The following is a 16,163-nucleotide window of genomic DNA, read 5'->3' as shown; positions in this document are numbered from 1 at the left end:
TTCTTCATGCTGGCGAAGAGGCGGTGATAGAAGTCCAGGCCGGCCTGGTTCAGCGCACCGTCGCCGTTCGGATAGATGCGCGGCCAGGCCAGCGACAGGCGGTAGTTCTTGACGCCCAACGACGCCATCAGCGCGAAGTCGTCATCGAAGCGGTTGTAGTGATCGCAGGCGACGTCCAGGGTGTCGTCGTCATGCACCTTGCCGGGCGTGCGGCAGAAGCGGTCCCAGATGGACTCGCCCTTGCCATCGGTGAAGGCGGCGCCCTCGATCTGGGGTGCGGCGGCGGCAACACCGAAGACGAAGTCGGCGGGGAAGGGGCTGGAGTAGGTCAGCATCGCGCTGTTGCGCGCCTCGCTACTCAAGGCACTTCCGGGTGTCGCGGCGGTACCTTTGATGAAGGGGGCGCTTCCGGTGTGGCGGGCAGTCGCGGGCGCGACCGGAACGAAGTCGGGCAGCAATGGGAGAGCGTGGGTCATGGCAGGGCGTCGGCCTGTTGTTTTAACGAGGCCGGTCAGCCGCAGAAGCGGTTGACCAGGTTCTCGAAGACTTCCTGGCGGCCGGACACGGGCGCCACGTCGGTGTTGGCGGCGAGCACCTGGTCGGCGAGTTCGGTCAGCGAACGCCGGCCGTTGAGGATGTCCTGCCCGGCGGGCGCGTCCCAGCCGGCGTAGCGGCTGTCCACGGCGGCCTTCAGGCGGCCGTCGTTGACCATCTTCTCGGCGATCAGCAGCGCCTGCGCGCACACGTCCATGCCGCCGATGTGGCCGTGGAACAGGTCTTCGGCATCGATGGACTGGCGGCGCACCTTGGCGTCGAAGTTCAGCCCGCCCGAGCCCAGCCCGCCGGCCTGGATGACGTGGTACAGCGCGATSGCCGTCTCCGGCACGTTGTTGGGGAACTGGTCGGTGTCCCAGCCCAGCTGCGGGTCRCCGCGGTTCATGTCCAGGCTGCCCAGGATGCCCARSGCSCCKGCCGTGGCGATCTCATGCTCGAAGCTGTGGCCCGACAGCGTGGCGTGGTTGGCCTCGATGTTGACCTTSACTTCCTTCTCCAGGCCGTAGCGSACSAGGAAGCCGTASACGGTSGCGGTATCGAAGTCGTACTGGTGCTTGGACGGCTCGCGCGGCTTGGGCTCGATGAGGATGGCGCCCTTGAAGCCGATCTTGTGCTTGTACTCMACCACCATGTTCAGGAAGCGGCCGAGCTGGTCCAGCTCCTGGCCCAGGCGCGTGTTCARSAGCGTCTCRTAGCCCTCGCGGCCGCCCCACAGCACGTAGTTCTCGCCGCCGAGCTTCAGCGTCGCGTCCATCGCGTCGCGCACCTGCAGCGCGGCCATGGCGAACAGCTCGGGGTTGGGGTTGCTGGCCGCRCCGCTCATGAAGCGGCGGTGGCTGAACAGRTTGGCCGTGCCCCACARSAGCTTCAAGCCCGTGGCCTGCTGCTTCTCGCCGAGCACGTCGACCATGCGCAGGAAGTTCTCGTGGCTCTCGCGCGGCGTGGCRCCTTCCGGGGCGACGTCGCGGTCATGGAAGCAGTAGTAGGGCGCGCCSAGCTTSKCRAAGAACTCGAAGGCSGCGTCGGCCTTGAGCTTGGCCAGCTCCATCGGGCTGCCGCCCTGGAACCAGGGGCGCTCGAAGGTGGCGCCGCCGAACGGGTCCAGGCCCGTCCAGACGAAGTTGTGCCAGTAGCACACGGCAAAGCGCAGGTGGTCCTCCATGCGCTGGCCCAGGACGATGCGGTCCTTGTCGTAGTGCTTGAAGGCCAGGTCATTCTGGCTGTCGGCGCCCTCGAAGCGGATCGGGGCGATGGCGTGGAAATAGCTCGTCATAACTCGGGGGTCAGGCACCGCGCAGGCGGCGGTAGAGGTCACGGAAACGCGCCAGGCGGGGGGCCAGGCGCGCATGGCGTTCGGGGTCGGGAGAGAAGAGGGCAGTCACGGTGATTGGGTGCAGCTGAGATCGATGCCGAGATACATCAGTGACCTTCTAAGAGACCGTGACGGCACTGCCGCCGTTTGCCGAAGGCAGGGCGGGGTGCGTCAGGCGGTAGCGAACCAGTGCAGCCGCGCCAATGGCAACGGCATTCAGGCCAAACCGGGAGGTGCGGACCGTCGGACTGGCGGAACTGCCGAAAGTGTTGTGAGCGTCCAGTACATCCAGCGCCGGCTGCAGGAATGGCGCGCCCAGTTCGGTGACGGAGCCGCCAAGGACGATGCAGCCCGGGTCATAGGCGGTCGCCAGATTCAGCAGCAGCATGCCCAGATGGTGGCCAGCGGAGGTGACCGCTTTCAGTGTTTCGCGATCCTTTGAGGCAAGGTGTTCGCGCACCTCGCCGAGCGAGTGTCGAACGGCGGTGCCGGCGCTGCCGCGCTGGACGGCCCGTGTCGCGATCATGGCTTCAGCGCAACCGCGCCGCCCGCAGGAACACAGAGGCCCATTGAACTGCAGGACCATATGACCTACCTCCTCTGCGTATCCCCGGCTTCCAGTCAGCAGACGACCTCCCACGATGACACCAGCGGCGATGCCTTGGTTGATGGAGACATACAAGAGCGGGTCCGAGTCAGGGGTGGGGTTGAACTCCAGTTCTCCCAGCGCGGCCATGTCGGCTTCGTTCTGCACAAACAGCGGGGCATCGGCGAGCGAGGTGCCGCGAAGCTTCTCACTCAATAGTGCGGCGATGGGCACGTCACGCCAGCCCAGATGGGGGGCGAAGTTCACGATGCCTTGCGCCTCGTCGATGCTACCCGGCAACCCGATGCCGATGCCGAGGACTTGCTGGCCAGGGCGGACCTGCCTGTGCAAGTCCTGTAGCGCGCTTGCGAGACTGGCCACGCAGGCCTCGGCGGTCGGACTGGCCCCGTAGCGAGCGGTCACGCAACCTTGAATCTCGCCCGCCAGCGAAGTGGCGACAGTGCGCACGGACTCAATGCCAACCTCTGCGCCAATGAGGAGCAGAGGTGTGAGATCGGTCTTCAGCAGCTGTTGGCTCCCCGTCGCTTCGGCCAGCACGTGTTTGTCTCCTCCGTTTGCTTGGTCGGACCGGGCTTTATTTTCTATCAAATGCGGTCAGACCAAATATTAATTTGAGCGACGCACAAAGTAAAGCAAAAAAGCAATCGTTGGTTGCGCCATGCTGACCGAGCGCCAGTGCGGCCTTCACGGTCGGTCGTGGGCGCCGACGACAGTGTCGCGGCGCGTGGCACGGCCAGCCGCAGGGTGGGCCATCAGGCCATCACGGCGCAGGTCAGCGAGGGGGCGTTGCGCGAATGGGGGCTGGACGTGGATGGCCAGCGCCCGGCGCTGAAAAAGTCGTCAATCCAACGCCGGGGTGGCTCAACCCAAATCGAGCACCAGGCGACTGCTGCGCGCCCGTGAGCAGCAAGGCGTGAACTGGTCGTTTGCGGCCTGCTCCTCGGGCGTGAGGTACAGGTCGCGATGCTCGGGTTCCCCGCCAATCACCCGCGTCAGGCAGGTGCCGCAGACGCCTTGCTCGCAGGAGGTCAGCAGGGGTGCGCCCGCGGCGATGAGGGCCTGGGCGGCGGTCTGATGGGCGCCAACAAGGATCACGCGGCCGCTGCGCGCAAGTTCGATTTCGAATGGGCCGTCCTGACCGGTCGAGGCCGCCGGCGCGCCCGCGAAGAACTCATGGTGGACCCGACCCTCTGGCCAGCCGTGGCGTTTCGCGGCGTCGGCTACCGCATCGATCAGCCGCTTGGGGCCACAGACGTAGACGTGGGTGTCGGCATCGCGAGTAGCCAGCAGTGCTTGCACGTCGAGGCGGTCGCCAGCCACGTGAAAACGCGCAGCGCCAGCCCAGGCGCTCGCCTCGATCTCCGCTCGAAAGGCCATGCGCTCGGCGCTGCTCGCCGCGTAGTGGAGTTCGAAGTCCGCGCCATCAGCCGCGAGCTGGCGAGCCATTGCCAGGATGGGCGTGATGCCGATGCCGCCGGCGATCAACAGGCTGCGGCGGGCTTGCGCCGCCAGCGGGAAGTGGTTCTTCGGTGCGCTGATCTGCAGCGTCTGCCCCGGGCTCAACACCTCGTGCACCGCTCGCGAACCGCCGCGCGATGACGCTTCGAGCAGCACGCCCAGCACATAGCGGTCGGCCTCTGTGGGGTCGTTGCTGATCGAGTACTGACGAACGATGCCGCCGGGCAGGTGGACGTTGAGGTGGGCGCCGGCCGTGAAGGCGGGCAGGGCGCCACCATCGGCAGCCACGAGGGTGAGGGCGCAGACGTTCTGCGCGACCGCGGTCTTGGCCTCGATGCGGACCGTGATCAGTCCGCTCATGCCTGCGCTGCCATCACGCGATCGATGACCTTGCGCGACTGCACGCCGCCGCCGTCGATGTTGAGCATCAGCAGCTGGCGCTGCGGCCAGGCGAGCAGGTTGAGCTGCTGGCGCTCCAGCATCTCCTGGTCTTCGGCAAAGATCTTGCCCTGGCCTTCGCGGATCTGGGCCGTCAGCGCCTCGTCCTGCGGCTTGAACTTGCGCGCCATGCCCCAGAAGTAGTGGATGGAGGTGTCGGTCTCGGGGGTGATGAAGTCCACCACCCAGCTCGCTGCCTTTACTGCGTCGGGTGCCTCATAGCCGCCCTGGCCGGCCAGCGCCACGCCCACCTCGATCATGATGTGGCTGGGCGGCGTGAAGTGGCAGATCTGCCAGCGGTCCACCGGCTGGTCGTCGGGCAGGCCGTTCATGCGCAGGGCCATCTTCCAGAACGGCGGCGCCTCGATGCCCTGCATATGGCGCTCGGTGATGACGTGGTCGCCGTCGACGCGCGTCGTGCACGGGATCTCGTCGATCTCCTTCTGGCCGATGCTGTTGGCGTGCACATAGGTCTCGTGCGTCAGGTCCATCAGGTTGTCGACCATCAGCTTGTAGCCGCAGGCTATTGTGTACAGCCCACCGCCGTAGCCGAAGGCGGGGTTGCCCAGCCATTCGAAGGCGGGCAACTGGGCCACATCGGCCTGGGTGGCCTCCCCCGGCCAGACCCAGATGAAGCCATGCGCCTCATGGACCGGGAAGCTGCGGATGGCGGGGAAGCCACGCACGCGCTGGCAGGGCATGGCGACGGTCTTGCCGTCGCCGCCCATGGCCAGGCCGTGGTAGCCGCAGACGAGGGTGTCGCCGTGCACGCTGCCCAGCGACAGCGGCGCGCCGCGGTGGGGGCAGAAGTCCTCCACCGCGCTGACGTTACCGGCGCTGTTGCGGAAGAAGGCCATCGCGTGGTTGCAGACCTTGCGGCCCAGGGGCTTGGCGGTGCCGACCTCGTCGCTGCGGGCAGCCACGTACCAGGTGTTGGTGATGAACATGGGAGGGCTCCTGGCCGGTTCAGCGTGGGCCCATGCGCAGGGCGCCGTCGAGGCGAATCACCTCGCCGTTGAGATGGCCGTTGGCGACGATGTGGGCGGCCAGCGCGGCGAACTCCTCGGGCAGGCCCAGGCGCTTGGGGAAGGGGATGGACGCGGCCAGCGATGCCTGAACCTCCTCGGGCAGCTCCTTCATCAGCGGCGTGGCGAACAGGCCCGGCGCGATGGTGCAGACGCGCACGCCGAACTGCGCCAGGTCGCGTGCCAGCGGCAGCGTCATGCCGACGATGCCGCCCTTGGACGCCGAGTAGGCCTCCTGGCCGACCTGGCCGTCGAAGGCGGCGACCGAGGCGGTATTGACGACGACACCGCGCTCGCCATCGGCCAACGGTGCGAGGGCCACGATGCGGCTCACGGCCAGGCGCGTCATGTTGTAGGTGCCGATGAGGTTGATGCGCACGACGCGCTCGAAGTCCTCCAGCGGCGCGGGCGAGCCGTCGCGTTGCACGATGCGCTTGGCGCTGCCGATGCCGGCAAYGTTCATCAGGATGCGGGCCGGGCCGAAGGCGGCGGCTGCTGCGTCCAACGCGGCGGTGACGGATGCCGCATCGGTGATGTCGCAGCGCAGCGCCAGCGCGCGGTCGGCGCCGATGTCGGCGGCCACGCGCTGGGCGCCGGCTTCGTTGATGTCGAGCAGGGCGACGCGGGCGCCTTGGGCCGCGAGGGCGCGTGCCACGGCTTCGCCGAGGCCGGAGCCGGCGCCGGTGACGAGGGCGGTTTGTCCAGAGATGTTCATGGTGTTCAGCGGGGTCAGCGGTTTGGGGTGATGACGTCAGGGTGGCCGGCGGGGGCCTCGTGCAGCAGCTCGACCAGGGCCGCGCGGCGGCTCAGCACGGCGCGCTGGTTGATCGAGCCTTTGTCGGTGATCTCGCCGCCATCGATGGACGGCGGCTCGGCCAGCAGCAGCAGCCGGGCCGGGCGGGTGGCGCTGCCGGTGCCTTGAGCCCAGAGCTGGTTGGCCAGCGACTCGAAGAAGGCACGCACGGTCGAGTGGTTCAGCACGTCGGCGGTGGGGGCGCTGTCGGGCAGCTCGGCCAGGCGGCGGGCCTCGTTCACGCGCGGCACGATCAGCAGGCCGATCTCATCGCGCCCGAGGCCCGTGACGACGGCGTCATGCACGCAGGGGAAGCCCAGTGCGATGACGCGGGCGCGCAGCGGGCCGACGCTGACGAAGGTGCCGGTGGAGAGCTTGAAGTCCTCGGCGATGCGGCCGTCGAACATCAGGCCCTGCGTGGGGTCGGTGGGGTCGCAGGGCCGGGCGGCGTCGCCGGTGCAGTAGTAGCCCTCATCGTCGAAGGCTTCCTGCGTCAGCTCGGGCTCGCGCCAATAGCCGGGCATGACATTGGGGCCGCGAAAGCGCACCTCGGCCTTGTCTCCCATGGGTACGAGCTTGACATCCACGCCCGGCACGGGCCAGCCGATGAAGCCGGCGCGCGCCTCCTCGGGAATGGCGAAGGTGCAGGTGGGCGCGGTCTCGGTCATGCCCAGGCCGGCGGCGAGGCGGATGCGCTGGCCGATGGCCGCTTCGGCGAGCTGGTTGAAGGCGTCCAGCGTCTTCAGCGGCAGCCCCGCGCCGCCGCACTCGACCAACTGCAGCCTGCTGAAGAAGTGGTCGCGCAACGCGGCATCGGCCTGCAGCGCGGAGACGAGTTCGTCATAACCCTTGGGCACGTTGAAGAACATCGTCGGCGCCACCTCGCGCAGGTTGCGCAGCGTGGCCTCGAAGCGGCCCGGCACGGGCCTGCCCTCGTCGATGTAGAGGCTGCCGCCGTTGTAGAGCACCAGGCCCAGGTTGTGGTTGCCGCCGAAGGTGTGGTTCCACGGCAGCCAGTCCAGCACCACGGGCGGCTGCTCGGCCAGGAAGGGCATGGCCTGCAGCGTCATCTGCTGGTTGGCGCACCACATGCGCTGGGTCATGACCACGCCCTTGGGCGCCTTGGTCGAGCCCGAGGTGAACATCAGCTTGGCGATGGTGTCGGGGCCGATCTGCGCGTGGGCGGCGTCGAGCGTGGGGCCGGGTGGCGTGTCGAGCAGGTCGGCAAAGCGCTCGGTGGCCCGGCCTTCGAGCCGGCCCTCGCCGAGGATGACGCGGGTGTCCGCCGTGACCGTGGCCTCGATTGCGCGGGCATAGCCCGCGTCCGCCGCGTAGACCGCGCCCGGCGTGGCCTTGGCGAGGATGTGGCGCAGGCGGCCGTGGTCGGTCGAGACCAGCGAATAGGCCGGCGAGATGCTGACGCTGGGGATGCCGGCCCACATGGCGCCCAGCATCAGGCTGAGGTGCTCCAGGTCGTTGTCGGACAGGATGACCAGGGGTTTTTCGACGCCCAGGCCACGGTCCAGCAAGGCCTGGCCGAGGGAGCGTGCCCGCTCGACCATCTCGGCGTAGCTGATGCAGCGCCAGCCGCCGTTCGCCTCGCGTTGCGCTGCCAGCAGCCGGTCCGGCGCCGCCTGTGCCCAGTGCAACAGACGCTCGCCCATATGTCCCGGGTAGGCCGCCAGCGGCTCGGTTGAGCGCAGCACGAAGCCGCCGTCGGCGCGGTGCTCGACGCTGGCGTTGTCCAGGCAGCCACCGATGGCGACCGGGCGGTAGCGCGGCTTCATGACTTGACGACCTTGGGCGTGCGCTTCTGCAGGAAGTCCTGCAGGCGCTGCTTGGCCACGTCGTCGCCCTGGGCGATGGCCGCCATCAGCGACTCCATGAAGAGGCCGTCGGCCTGCGACAGGTCGGCAATGCGCGGCAGGGCCTGGGTCACGGCGAAGTTGGACAGCGGCGCGTTCTGCGCGATGCGGCCGGCCAGTTCGATGGCCTTGGCAACAGCCTGGCCGGCCGGCACGACGTACTGCACCAGGCCGCGCCGTTCGCCCTCGTTGGCGTCCAGCACACGGCCGGTCAGCATCATGTCGGTCATGCAGGCCACGCCGGCCAGGCGCGGGATGCGGGCCGAGCCGCCGCCGCCGACGAAGATGCCGCGCTGGCCTTCGGGCAGGCCGAAGTAGGCGGTCTCGTCGGCCACGCGGATGTGCGCGGCGGCCGCCAACTCCAGCCCACCACCCACCACGGCGCCATGCACCGCAGCCACGACCGGCGCGCGGCAGAACTGGATGGCGTCCATGACGACATGCCAGCCGCGCGAGTGCAGCACGCCCTCGGCGACGCTGCGCTCGCTGAGGTCCGACAGGTCCAGGCCGGCGCAGAAGTGGCTGCCCTCGCCGCTGATGACCAGGGCCTTGGTCGACACCGGCAGGTTGAGCAGGGCGGTGTGCAGCTGGCGCATCAGCTCTTCGTTGATGGCGTTGCGCTTGGCCGGGCGGTTCAGGCACAGGTGCGTGACGGCGCCGGCATGCTCGATGCGCAGCAGGTCGAGCTGGGCCAGCAGGCCGCTGGCGGGGAGGAAGTCGGTGGCGGCGTTCATTCGTGGGTCTGCTTGGAGAGAGCGGCGGCCAGGCCGCCCCAGTGTGCTTGGAAGAGGCCGGCGTCCATGGTCTTCACGTCGCGCATCAGCGGGCGGAATTCCATGTGGGCCAGCACATCGCGCTCGAGGTCGATGCCGGGTGAGATCTCGGTCAGCTCCAGGCCTTCAGGGCGCAGCGCGAACACGGCGCGCTCGGTGACGAACAGCACCTCCTGGCCACGCCGTGCGGCATCGCGGCCGTTGAAGGTGATCTGCTCGACCTGCTCGACGAACTTGCGCGCGCGGCCCTCCTGGCGGATGTGCAGCTGGCCATCGGCCACGGCGAGGTCCACGCCGCCAGCGGTGAAGCTGCCGCAGAACACGAGGCGAGGCGTGGAGGCCGTGATGTTGATGAAGCCACCACAGCCCACGGGCCGGCCGTTGAACTTGCTGACGTTGACGTTGCCGTGGCGGTCGGTCTGGGCCAGGCCGAGGAAGCTGCAGTCCAGCCCGCCGCCGTCGTAGAAGTCGAACTGCGACCCCTGCTCGATGATGGACTCGGGGTTGTAGGCCATGCCGAAGTCGCCGCCCTGGGCCGGCACGCCGCCGTTGACGCCGCACTCCACGCTGAGGTTGAGCAGCTCGGACACGCCCTCCTCGGCGGCCACCGACGGGACGCCGGCCGGGATGCCGATGCCCAGGTTGGTGACGGCACCCGGCTGCAGCTCCATGGCGGCACGGCGGGCGATGACCTTGCGCTCGTCCAGCGGCATGGCCGGCATGCTGCCCAGCGGCACGCGCACATCGCCGCTGAAGGCCGGGTTGAAGGCCGTCGTAATGGTCTGCAGATGGTTCTCGGGCTTGGCGACGACGACGTAGTCCACCACCAGGCCCGGCACCTTGACGCTCTTCGGGTGCAGGCTGCCGGCGGCCACCACGGCCTCGACCTGCGCGATGACGATGCCGCCACAGGCGCGCGCGGCCTGGGCGATGGACAGCTGCTCCAGCAGCACGCCTTCCTTGTCCATGCTGAGGTTGCCGCGCTCGTCGGCGTAGGTGGCGCGGATGAAGGCGACATCGATGCGCGGCGAGGGGTGGAAGAGCCACTCCTTGCCCTCGAACTCGACCAGGCGCACGAGGTCTTCGCGCGCGGCGGCGTTGAGCTTGCCGCCTTCCAGCCGCGGGTCCACAAAGGTGCCCAGGCCCACCTTGGTCAGCAGGCCCGGCGAGCGGCTGGCGATGTGGCGCGTGAGGCTGGACAGCGACCCCTGCGGGAAGTTGTAGGCCTCGACTTCGCCGGCATGCACCATGGCCATCATGGCCTTGCCGGTCTGCCCGAAGTGCCCGGCGACGACGCGCTTGACCATGCCCGCGTGGGCCAGATGGGCCATGCCGCCGCTGCCGGCGTTGCCGATGGCGCCGCAGGCCCAGGTGGTGAGCTGGCGCGGGTGGCCGGTGGCGAGGAAGTGGCGCTCCAGCCCCTGCAACGCCTCTTCGGCCAGGCCCATCATGGCCAGGCCGCCGAGGAAGAGGGTGGCGCCGTCTTTGACGAGGGGGCCGACCTGGTCGGCGGTGATGATCTTCATGCTTGTGTGTTCTCGATGAGCAAGGCCATGCCCTGGCCGCCGCCGACGCAGGCGGAGACGATGGCGTAGCGGCCGCCGCGGCGCTGCAGCTCGCGGGCCGCGGTGAGGGTGAGGCGCACGCCGGTGGCGGCGAGCGGGTGGCCAAGGGCGATGGAGCCGCCGTTGACGTTGAGCTTGGTCAGGTCCAGGCCGAGCTCCTTCACGCAGGCCAGGGTCTGGGCGCCCTGGGCCTCGTTGATCTCGAAGAGGTCGATGTCCGACAGCTTCAGCTCGCAGCGCTTCAACAGAGCGCGGATGGCCGGCGCCGGGCCGATGCCCATGATCTCGGGCGGCACGCCCGCCGCTGCCGCGCCGCGCAGCCGGGCGATAGGCTTCAGCCCGCGGTCGCGCACCTGCGCGCCCGAGGCGACGACGACAGCCGCGGCGCCGTCGACCAGGGCTGCCGAGTTGCCAGCCGTCTGCACGCCGCCTTCGTAGACCGTGCGCAAGGCCGCCAGCGCTTCGGGCGACGAGGGGCGGGGATGGGTGTCACGGTCCGCCGCGGCCACCTTGCGTGGCAGCTTGATGCCGCGCGCTTCGTAGCCATCCAGCTCGAAACGCTCGCTCGTCACCGGCGCGATCTCGCCCGCGAGGAAGCCGTCGGTCTGGGCACGCAGCGCGCGCTCGAAGGAGGCGGCGGCATAGGCGTCGACCTCGGCGCGGGTGATGCCGTACTTCTTCGCCAGGTTCTCGGCCGTCTGGATCATCGAGACCTTGGCCGCAGGGTCGTCGAGGGCCTCCCAGAGGAAGTCCTTGAACTCGACCGGCGCGCCGAGCTTGAAGCCGCTGCGGTGGGTGTAGGCGCAGATCGGGTTGCGCGACATCGACTCCGCGCCCACGACGAGCGCGAGGCTGGCGTAGCCGAGGGTGATCTGGTCGGCCGCCTGGCGAATGATCTCGAAGCCGCTGCCGCAGATGCGTTGCACGAGGATGGCCGGCACCTCGATGGGCACGCCGGCATAAAGGCCGACGTGGCGCGGCAGCATGTAGGCGTCGAACGAGGCCTGCGCCATGGAGGCGGTGACGACCGAGTCGACCGCGCTGCCCGGCACGCCCGTACGCTCCAGCGCGGCGCGGGCCGCCTTGATGCCGAGATCGATGGGCGAGACCTCGGCGAGCGCACCGCAGTAATCGACCCAGGGCGTGCGCGCGCCACCGAGCAGCCAGTGGTCGTCGAATCGGGCGGAGAAGTCGGACATGGGTGCGGCTGGCGCAGGCCAGCTTCGAGGCTGTTGATGATTAACAGTATTAACTAAATCATCAGGACTGCATCTAGGGTTTGCACCGACAACTTGATCCTTGAATCGACGAGATCAACCTTATAAGTGCAGCCGTTCGCTCGCGGCGGGCCGAGTCTTCACTCGTCGCGGTGCTGGCAATTGATTTGTTAAAACAACTGATCTGCGCACTTCAACCAGGTGAAGGCGGCTGGGCGGCGCGTTGCAGCCGATAGGCCAGTTGCGCCCGCGTGATGCCCAGCCGACGGGCAGCCGCAGCCAGGTTGCCGTTCTCGGCCTCGGTGGCTTCCTGCAGCAGCTGGCGCTCGATGGCGTCCAGCTCGACATGGCCGGCCCCGCCGGTTTGCAGGGCCTCGCCGAGCAGGTCGAGCAGGCGCGGCGGCGGCGCGGCCGCCTTTTGCAGCGTGCCATGGGCGCCGATGGTCAGCAGGGCCTCATCGCTGAGCTGTTCGCGGCGGAACATGTGGGCCACGTCGATGGCCTGGTCGTCCTCGGCCGAGATGACGCCGCGCTCCACCAGGTTCTGCAGCTCGCGGATGTTGCCCGGGAAGGCGTAGTGCAGCATGGCCCGCACGGCGCGTGGCGTGAAGCCGGTCGGGTGGCGACCGTGGCGTTGCGCTTCGCGACGCAGGAAATGCGTCATCAGCAGSGGRATGTCGTCGCGCCGCTCGCGCAGCGGCGGCAGGTGGATGGGGTAGACGTTCAGGCGGTAGAAAAGATCCTCGCGGAAGCGCCCGGCGCGCACCTCGGCCTGCAGGTCCACGTTGGTTGCGGCGACGACGCGCACGTCCAGTTGCAACGTGCGCGTGCCACCCACCCGTTCGACCTCGCCCTCCTGCAGCGCGCGCAAAAGCTTCCCCTGGCTGACCAGGCTGAGCGTGGCGATCTCGTCGAGGAACAGCGTGCCGCCGTCCGCCCGCTCGAAGCGCCCCGGGCGTGACTGGCTGGCGCCGGTGAACGCGCCGCGCTCGACGCCGAAGAGCTCGCTCTCGATCAGCGTCTCGGGAATGGCGGCGCAGTTCACGGCCACGAAGGGCTGGGCGGCGCGCGCGCTGATGCGGTGCAGCCGGTGCGCGAAGGCCTCCTTGCCGACACCCGACTCGCCGGTGAACAGCACCGTGGCGCGCGTGCCGGCCACGCGGGCCAGTTGATGGCAGGCGGACGTGAAGGCCGACGACGCGCCGACGATGTCGTGGCGCTCGGCGCTGGGCCGTTCATCCGAGCCTGCGGGAGTGGCGGCCGCCGGCGCCTCGGCGGGCGCGGACTCGGCGGCGTTCAGGCGATGGAATTCCTTGGCTTCGAGATAGCGCAGGTCTTCGCTGATGTCACCCCAGGCCGCAGCGTGGCGGCCGATCACGCGGCAGGCGCTGGCGCCCATCGAACGGCACTCGATCTCGCGAAAGATCACGAGCTGGCCGAACAGGCTGGTCACGTAGCCGGTGGCATAGCCCACCTGCGACCAGCAGGCGGCCTCGGTGCCGACACCGTAGGCGCTGATGTGCTCATCGTCTTCGCTGGAGTGCTCCCACAGGAACTCGCCCTCGTAGGTGCCGCGGTGGATGTCGAAGTCGAAGGCGAGCGGCGTCACCTTGACCACGCCTTCGAGTGCATGCAGCCGCGTGCCGGCCATGAAGACGTTGGCCGCGTCGGCATTGGGCCAGCGCTCGCGCACGAGCTGGGCGTCGCGGGCGCCGGACACATAGCCGGCCCGCGTCAGCAGGCCGCGCGCTCGCTCCATGCCGAGGGTGTCGATCAGCTCGCGGCGCAGGTGACCGACGGAGGAGCTGTGCAGCAACAGCATGCGCTGGTCGTTCAGCCAGATGCGGCCATCGCCGGGCGAGAAGAACAGCGACTCGGTCAGGTCGCCCATCGTCGGCGCCTGGTCCTCGACGAAGTGCTTGCTGTCGCCCCGCTTCAGCATGGTGCCGGTCTGGCGGGCCACTTCGGCCAGGGAGATGCGAGGTAGCTTGGTCATGAGGTGATGAATTGAGCAGGTCGGCGGCTTGTCACTCCCTCGAATTGTTTTCATTTGATAAATATCAATGTCGGGGGATAACCCGCGTTTGGTGCATTTTTTCCGGGGCCAGGGAAAGTCCCGAGGGAGGTCGATGTTTTCACTCTGAAAACGATCTGTCGTGGCGCAGTGGTGCACCTCGGTGGCGCGGCGCGCTGGCACGGCGTGGCACACGCGTTGCACTGCAAGTGGGCAAGCGAGCACCGAGTTCGCGCTTTTCGCAACCCACCTCAGCAGCCCCGCCATGACCCCTCAGCCCCTACTCGACCCCACGCTGTGGCGTGAACACCTGTACAGCAGCGGCTGGCGCGCCGCCTCGCAGGCCGCCGACCTGATCGAGCCCGCGACGGGCGCCGTGCTGGTGCGCACCGGCCGCGCCGTGGCCGCCGACGTGCCGCCCGCGACCCTTGCCGCCACCACCGCCCAGGCCGCCTGGGCTGCGCTGCCGCCGCGCGAGCGCGCCGCCGTCTTCCTGCGCGCCGCCCAGCTGTTCCAGCAGCATTTCGACGAACTGGCGCTCTTCGTCACCCGCGAGAGCGGCGCCATCCTGCCCAAGGGCCAGCACGAGCTGCGCGAGGCCATCGCCTTCTGCCAGATCGCCGCCGCCATGCCGCTGCAGTCGCAGGGCCAGGTCTTGCCCAGCACGCCGGGCCGCATGTCCATCGCCCGGCGCGTGCCGCTGGGTGTCGTGGGCGTCATCTCGCCGTTCAACTTCCCGCTCATCCTGACGCTGCGCGTCGTCGCCCCGGCGCTGGCCGCAGGCAACGCCGTCATCATCAAGCCCGATCCGCGCACGCCGGTCAGCGGCGGTTTCATGATCGCCCAGGTCTTCGAGGCCGCCGGCCTGCCCGCCGGCCTGCTGCACGTGCTGCCCGGCGGTGCCGATGTGGGCGAGGCGCTCGTCACCGACCCGGCCGTTGCGATGATCTCCTTCACCGGCTCGGCCGGCGTGGGCCGGCGCATCGGCGAACTGGCGGGGCGGCACCTGAAGAAGGTCTCGCTGGAACTCGGCGGCAGCAATGCGCTCGTCGTGCTCGATGACGCCGACCTCGACCTCGCCGCCAGCAACATCGCCTGGGGCGCCTGGCTGCACCAAGGCCAGATCTGCATGGCCAGCAACCGCGTGCTGGTGCACGAATCCATCGCGCCGGCCATCACCGAGCGCCTGGTGGCCAAGGCCCAGCACCTGCCCGTGGGCGACGGCGCGACCGGCCAGGTTGCCCTTGGGCCCCTGATCGACGAGCGCCAGCGCGACCGCGTGCACGCCGCCGTGCAGGCCAGCGTCAAGGCCGGCGCCCAGCTGCTGGCCGGTGGCAGCTACGACCGCCTCTTCTACAAGCCGACCGTGCTGGCCGGCGTGAAGCCCGGCATGCCGGCCTTCGACGACGAGACCTTCGGCCCGGTCGTCAATCTCGTCACCTTCAAGACCGACGAGGAGGCCGTGGCGCTGGCCAACACCGGCCATGGCGGCCTGGCGGCGGGCGTGATCTCCAAGTCCGTGGGTCGCGCCCTGGCGGTGGGCAACCAGCTGCGCGCCGGCATGGTCCACATCAACGACCAGACCGTCAACGACGACGCGGTCAACCCCTTCGGCGGCCCCGGCATCGCCGGCAACGGCAACTCGCACGGCGGCCCCGGCGATTGGGAGCAGTTCAGCACCTGGCAGTGGCTGACCGTGAAAGACACGCCTCCTCAATTCCCGTTCTGACGCGACAACAAACCAACAGGAGACAAGCATGAACTTCCAAGGCAAGACCATCGTCATCACCGGCGTCAGCTCCGGCATCGGCGCCGAGACCGCGCGCTTCCTGCGCCTCAAGGGCGCCCGCGTCATCGGCGTGGACCGCAACGAGCCGCTGCTGACGCTGGACGGCTTCATCAAGGCCGACCTGTCCGAGCAGGCCGCCATCGACGCCGCCTTCAAGCTGCTGCCCGAGCGCTTCGACGCGCTGTGCAACATCGCCGGCGTGCCCGGCACCGCGCCGGTGGACCTGGTGGCCCGCGTCAACTACCTCGGCCTGCGCCACCTCTGCACCCGCGCGATGGAGCGCCTGCCCCAGGGCGGCGCCATCGTCAACATCGCCTCCATCCTCGGCGCCGAGTGGCCGGCGCGGCTGGACCTGCACAAGGCGCTGGCCGAGACGCCGAACTTCGAGGCCGGCCTGGCCTTCCTCGCGAAGAAGCCGGTGCCGCAGGAGACCTGCTACCAGTACTTCAAGGAAGCGCTGATCGTCTGGACCCTGACCCAGTCGCAGAAATGGTTCCTGGGCAGCGGCGTGCGCATGAACTGCGTCGCGCCCGGCCCGGTGCTGACGCCCATCCTCGGCGACTTCGTGCAGATGCTCGGCGAGGAGCGCGTGCAGAAGGACTCGCACCGCATCAAGCGCCCGGCACTGGCCGACGAGGTCGCGCCGGTGGTGGCCTTCCTGTGCGCCGACGAGTCGCGCTGGATCAGCGGCGTCAACCTGCCCGTCGATGGCGGCCTGGCCTCCACCTACTACTGACCCTCCCGCGCATCGA

13 protein-coding genes are annotated in these 16,163 nt (G+C 69.0%); 2 read left to right on the top strand and 11 right to left on the bottom strand.

From position 1 onward, the window contains the following. The 11 genes from ACXJKM_RS20370 to ACXJKM_RS20320 form a co-directional block, all read right to left on the bottom strand. Positions 1-476, bottom strand: a 476-nt coding sequence (locus tag ACXJKM_RS20370) for a family 1 glycosylhydrolase (protein WP_457354762.1), incomplete at its 3' end; no start/stop codon positions are given. Positions 477-511: 35 nt separating this feature from the next. Beyond that, on the bottom strand, positions 512-1,828 hold the full coding sequence (xylA, locus tag ACXJKM_RS20365; RefSeq protein ID WP_457354760.1) for a xylose isomerase: 1,317 nt from the start codon (positions 1,826-1,828) through the stop codon (positions 512-514). A gap of 157 nt (positions 1,829-1,985) precedes the next feature. Next, positions 1,986-3,011: an ROK family protein gene (locus ACXJKM_RS20360; RefSeq protein ID WP_056197482.1), complete on the bottom strand. Its 1,026-nt coding sequence runs from the start codon at positions 3,009-3,011 to the stop codon at positions 1,986-1,988. 324 nt (positions 3,012-3,335) lie between these two features. After that, positions 3,336-4,292 carry a PDR/VanB family oxidoreductase gene (locus ACXJKM_RS20355; RefSeq protein WP_457354758.1) on the bottom strand — a complete coding sequence of 319 codons (957 nt, stop codon included), beginning with the start codon at positions 4,290-4,292 and terminating at the stop codon, positions 3,336-3,338. Further along, on the bottom strand, positions 4,289-5,317 hold the full coding sequence (locus ACXJKM_RS20350) for a Rieske 2Fe-2S domain-containing protein (protein WP_457354756.1): 1,029 nt from the start codon (positions 5,315-5,317) through the stop codon (positions 4,289-4,291). The genes ACXJKM_RS20355 and ACXJKM_RS20350 overlap by 4 nt, the downstream gene beginning before the upstream one ends. A 19-nt stretch (positions 5,318-5,336) precedes the next feature. Beyond that, positions 5,337-6,110 carry an SDR family NAD(P)-dependent oxidoreductase gene (locus tag ACXJKM_RS20345; protein WP_457354754.1) on the bottom strand — a complete coding sequence of 258 codons (774 nt, stop codon included), beginning with the start codon at positions 6,108-6,110 and terminating at the stop codon, positions 5,337-5,339. Between the two features lie 14 nt (positions 6,111-6,124). Next, positions 6,125-7,975: a feruloyl-CoA synthase gene (locus tag ACXJKM_RS20340; RefSeq protein ID WP_457354752.1), complete on the bottom strand. Its 1,851-nt coding sequence runs from the start codon at positions 7,973-7,975 to the stop codon at positions 6,125-6,127. Continuing rightward, the gene (locus tag ACXJKM_RS20335; protein ID WP_457354750.1) at positions 7,972-8,787 is read right to left on the bottom strand and encodes a crotonase/enoyl-CoA hydratase family protein; all 816 of its coding nucleotides are present in this window, start codon (positions 8,785-8,787) and stop codon (positions 7,972-7,974) included. The genes ACXJKM_RS20340 and ACXJKM_RS20335 overlap by 4 nt, the downstream gene beginning before the upstream one ends. Further along, complete coding sequence (locus ACXJKM_RS20330; RefSeq protein ID WP_457354748.1) at positions 8,784-10,352, bottom strand: acyl CoA:acetate/3-ketoacid CoA transferase; 1,569 nt, start codon at positions 10,350-10,352, stop codon at positions 8,784-8,786. Before ACXJKM_RS20330 ends, ACXJKM_RS20335 begins: the two co-directional genes overlap by 4 nt. Next, positions 10,349-11,590 (bottom strand): thiolase family protein, encoded by a 1,242-nt coding sequence (locus tag ACXJKM_RS20325; protein ID WP_457354746.1) that lies wholly within the window; start codon positions 11,588-11,590, stop codon positions 10,349-10,351. Before ACXJKM_RS20325 ends, ACXJKM_RS20330 begins: the two co-directional genes overlap by 4 nt. A 211-nt stretch (positions 11,591-11,801) precedes the next feature. Further along, the gene (locus ACXJKM_RS20320) at positions 11,802-13,604 is read right to left on the bottom strand and encodes a sigma-54-dependent Fis family transcriptional regulator (RefSeq protein WP_056197466.1); all 1,803 of its coding nucleotides are present in this window, start codon (positions 13,602-13,604) and stop codon (positions 11,802-11,804) included. 283 nt (positions 13,605-13,887) lie between these two features. Between ACXJKM_RS20320 and ACXJKM_RS20315 the strand changes: the two genes are divergently transcribed. Both ACXJKM_RS20315 and ACXJKM_RS20310 read left to right on the top strand, forming a co-directional pair. Further along, positions 13,888-15,351 carry a benzaldehyde dehydrogenase gene (locus tag ACXJKM_RS20315; protein ID WP_056197465.1) on the top strand — a complete coding sequence of 488 codons (1,464 nt, stop codon included), beginning with the start codon at positions 13,888-13,890 and terminating at the stop codon, positions 15,349-15,351. A gap of 28 nt (positions 15,352-15,379) precedes the next feature. After that, complete coding sequence (locus ACXJKM_RS20310) at positions 15,380-16,147, top strand: coniferyl-alcohol dehydrogenase (RefSeq protein WP_457354744.1); 768 nt, start codon at positions 15,380-15,382, stop codon at positions 16,145-16,147. Positions 16,148-16,163 lie beyond the last annotated feature (16 nt).

It is taken from the genome of Roseateles sp. P5_D6 (genome assembly GCF_054049415.1).
This window is presented reverse-complemented; position numbering and strand designations above follow the sequence as displayed.

Bases quoted from the DNA above. Each gene is read 5' to 3' on its own strand.
- ACXJKM_RS20310 (WP_457354744.1), top strand. From the start codon at position 15,380: ATGAACTTCCAAGGCAAGACCATCGTCATCACCGGCGTCAGCTCCGGC.
- ACXJKM_RS20355 (WP_457354758.1), bottom strand. From the start codon at position 4,292: ATGAGCGGACTGATCACGGTCCGCATCGAGGCCAAGACCGCGGTCGCG.
- ACXJKM_RS20340 (WP_457354752.1), bottom strand. From the start codon at position 7,975: ATGAAGCCGCGCTACCGCCCGGTCGCCATCGGTGGCTGCCTGGACAAC.
- ACXJKM_RS20315 (WP_056197465.1), top strand. From the start codon at position 13,888: ATGACCCCTCAGCCCCTACTCGACCCCACGCTGTGGCGTGAACACCTG.
- ACXJKM_RS20330 (WP_457354748.1), bottom strand. From the start codon at position 10,352: ATGAAGATCATCACCGCCGACCAGGTCGGCCCCCTCGTCAAAGACGGC.
- ACXJKM_RS20325 (WP_457354746.1), bottom strand. From the start codon at position 11,590: ATGTCCGACTTCTCCGCCCGATTCGACGACCACTGGCTGCTCGGTGGC.
- ACXJKM_RS20350 (WP_457354756.1), bottom strand. From the start codon at position 5,317: ATGTTCATCACCAACACCTGGTACGTGGCTGCCCGCAGCGACGAGGTC.
- ACXJKM_RS20335 (WP_457354750.1), bottom strand. From the start codon at position 8,787: ATGAACGCCGCCACCGACTTCCTCCCCGCCAGCGGCCTGCTGGCCCAG.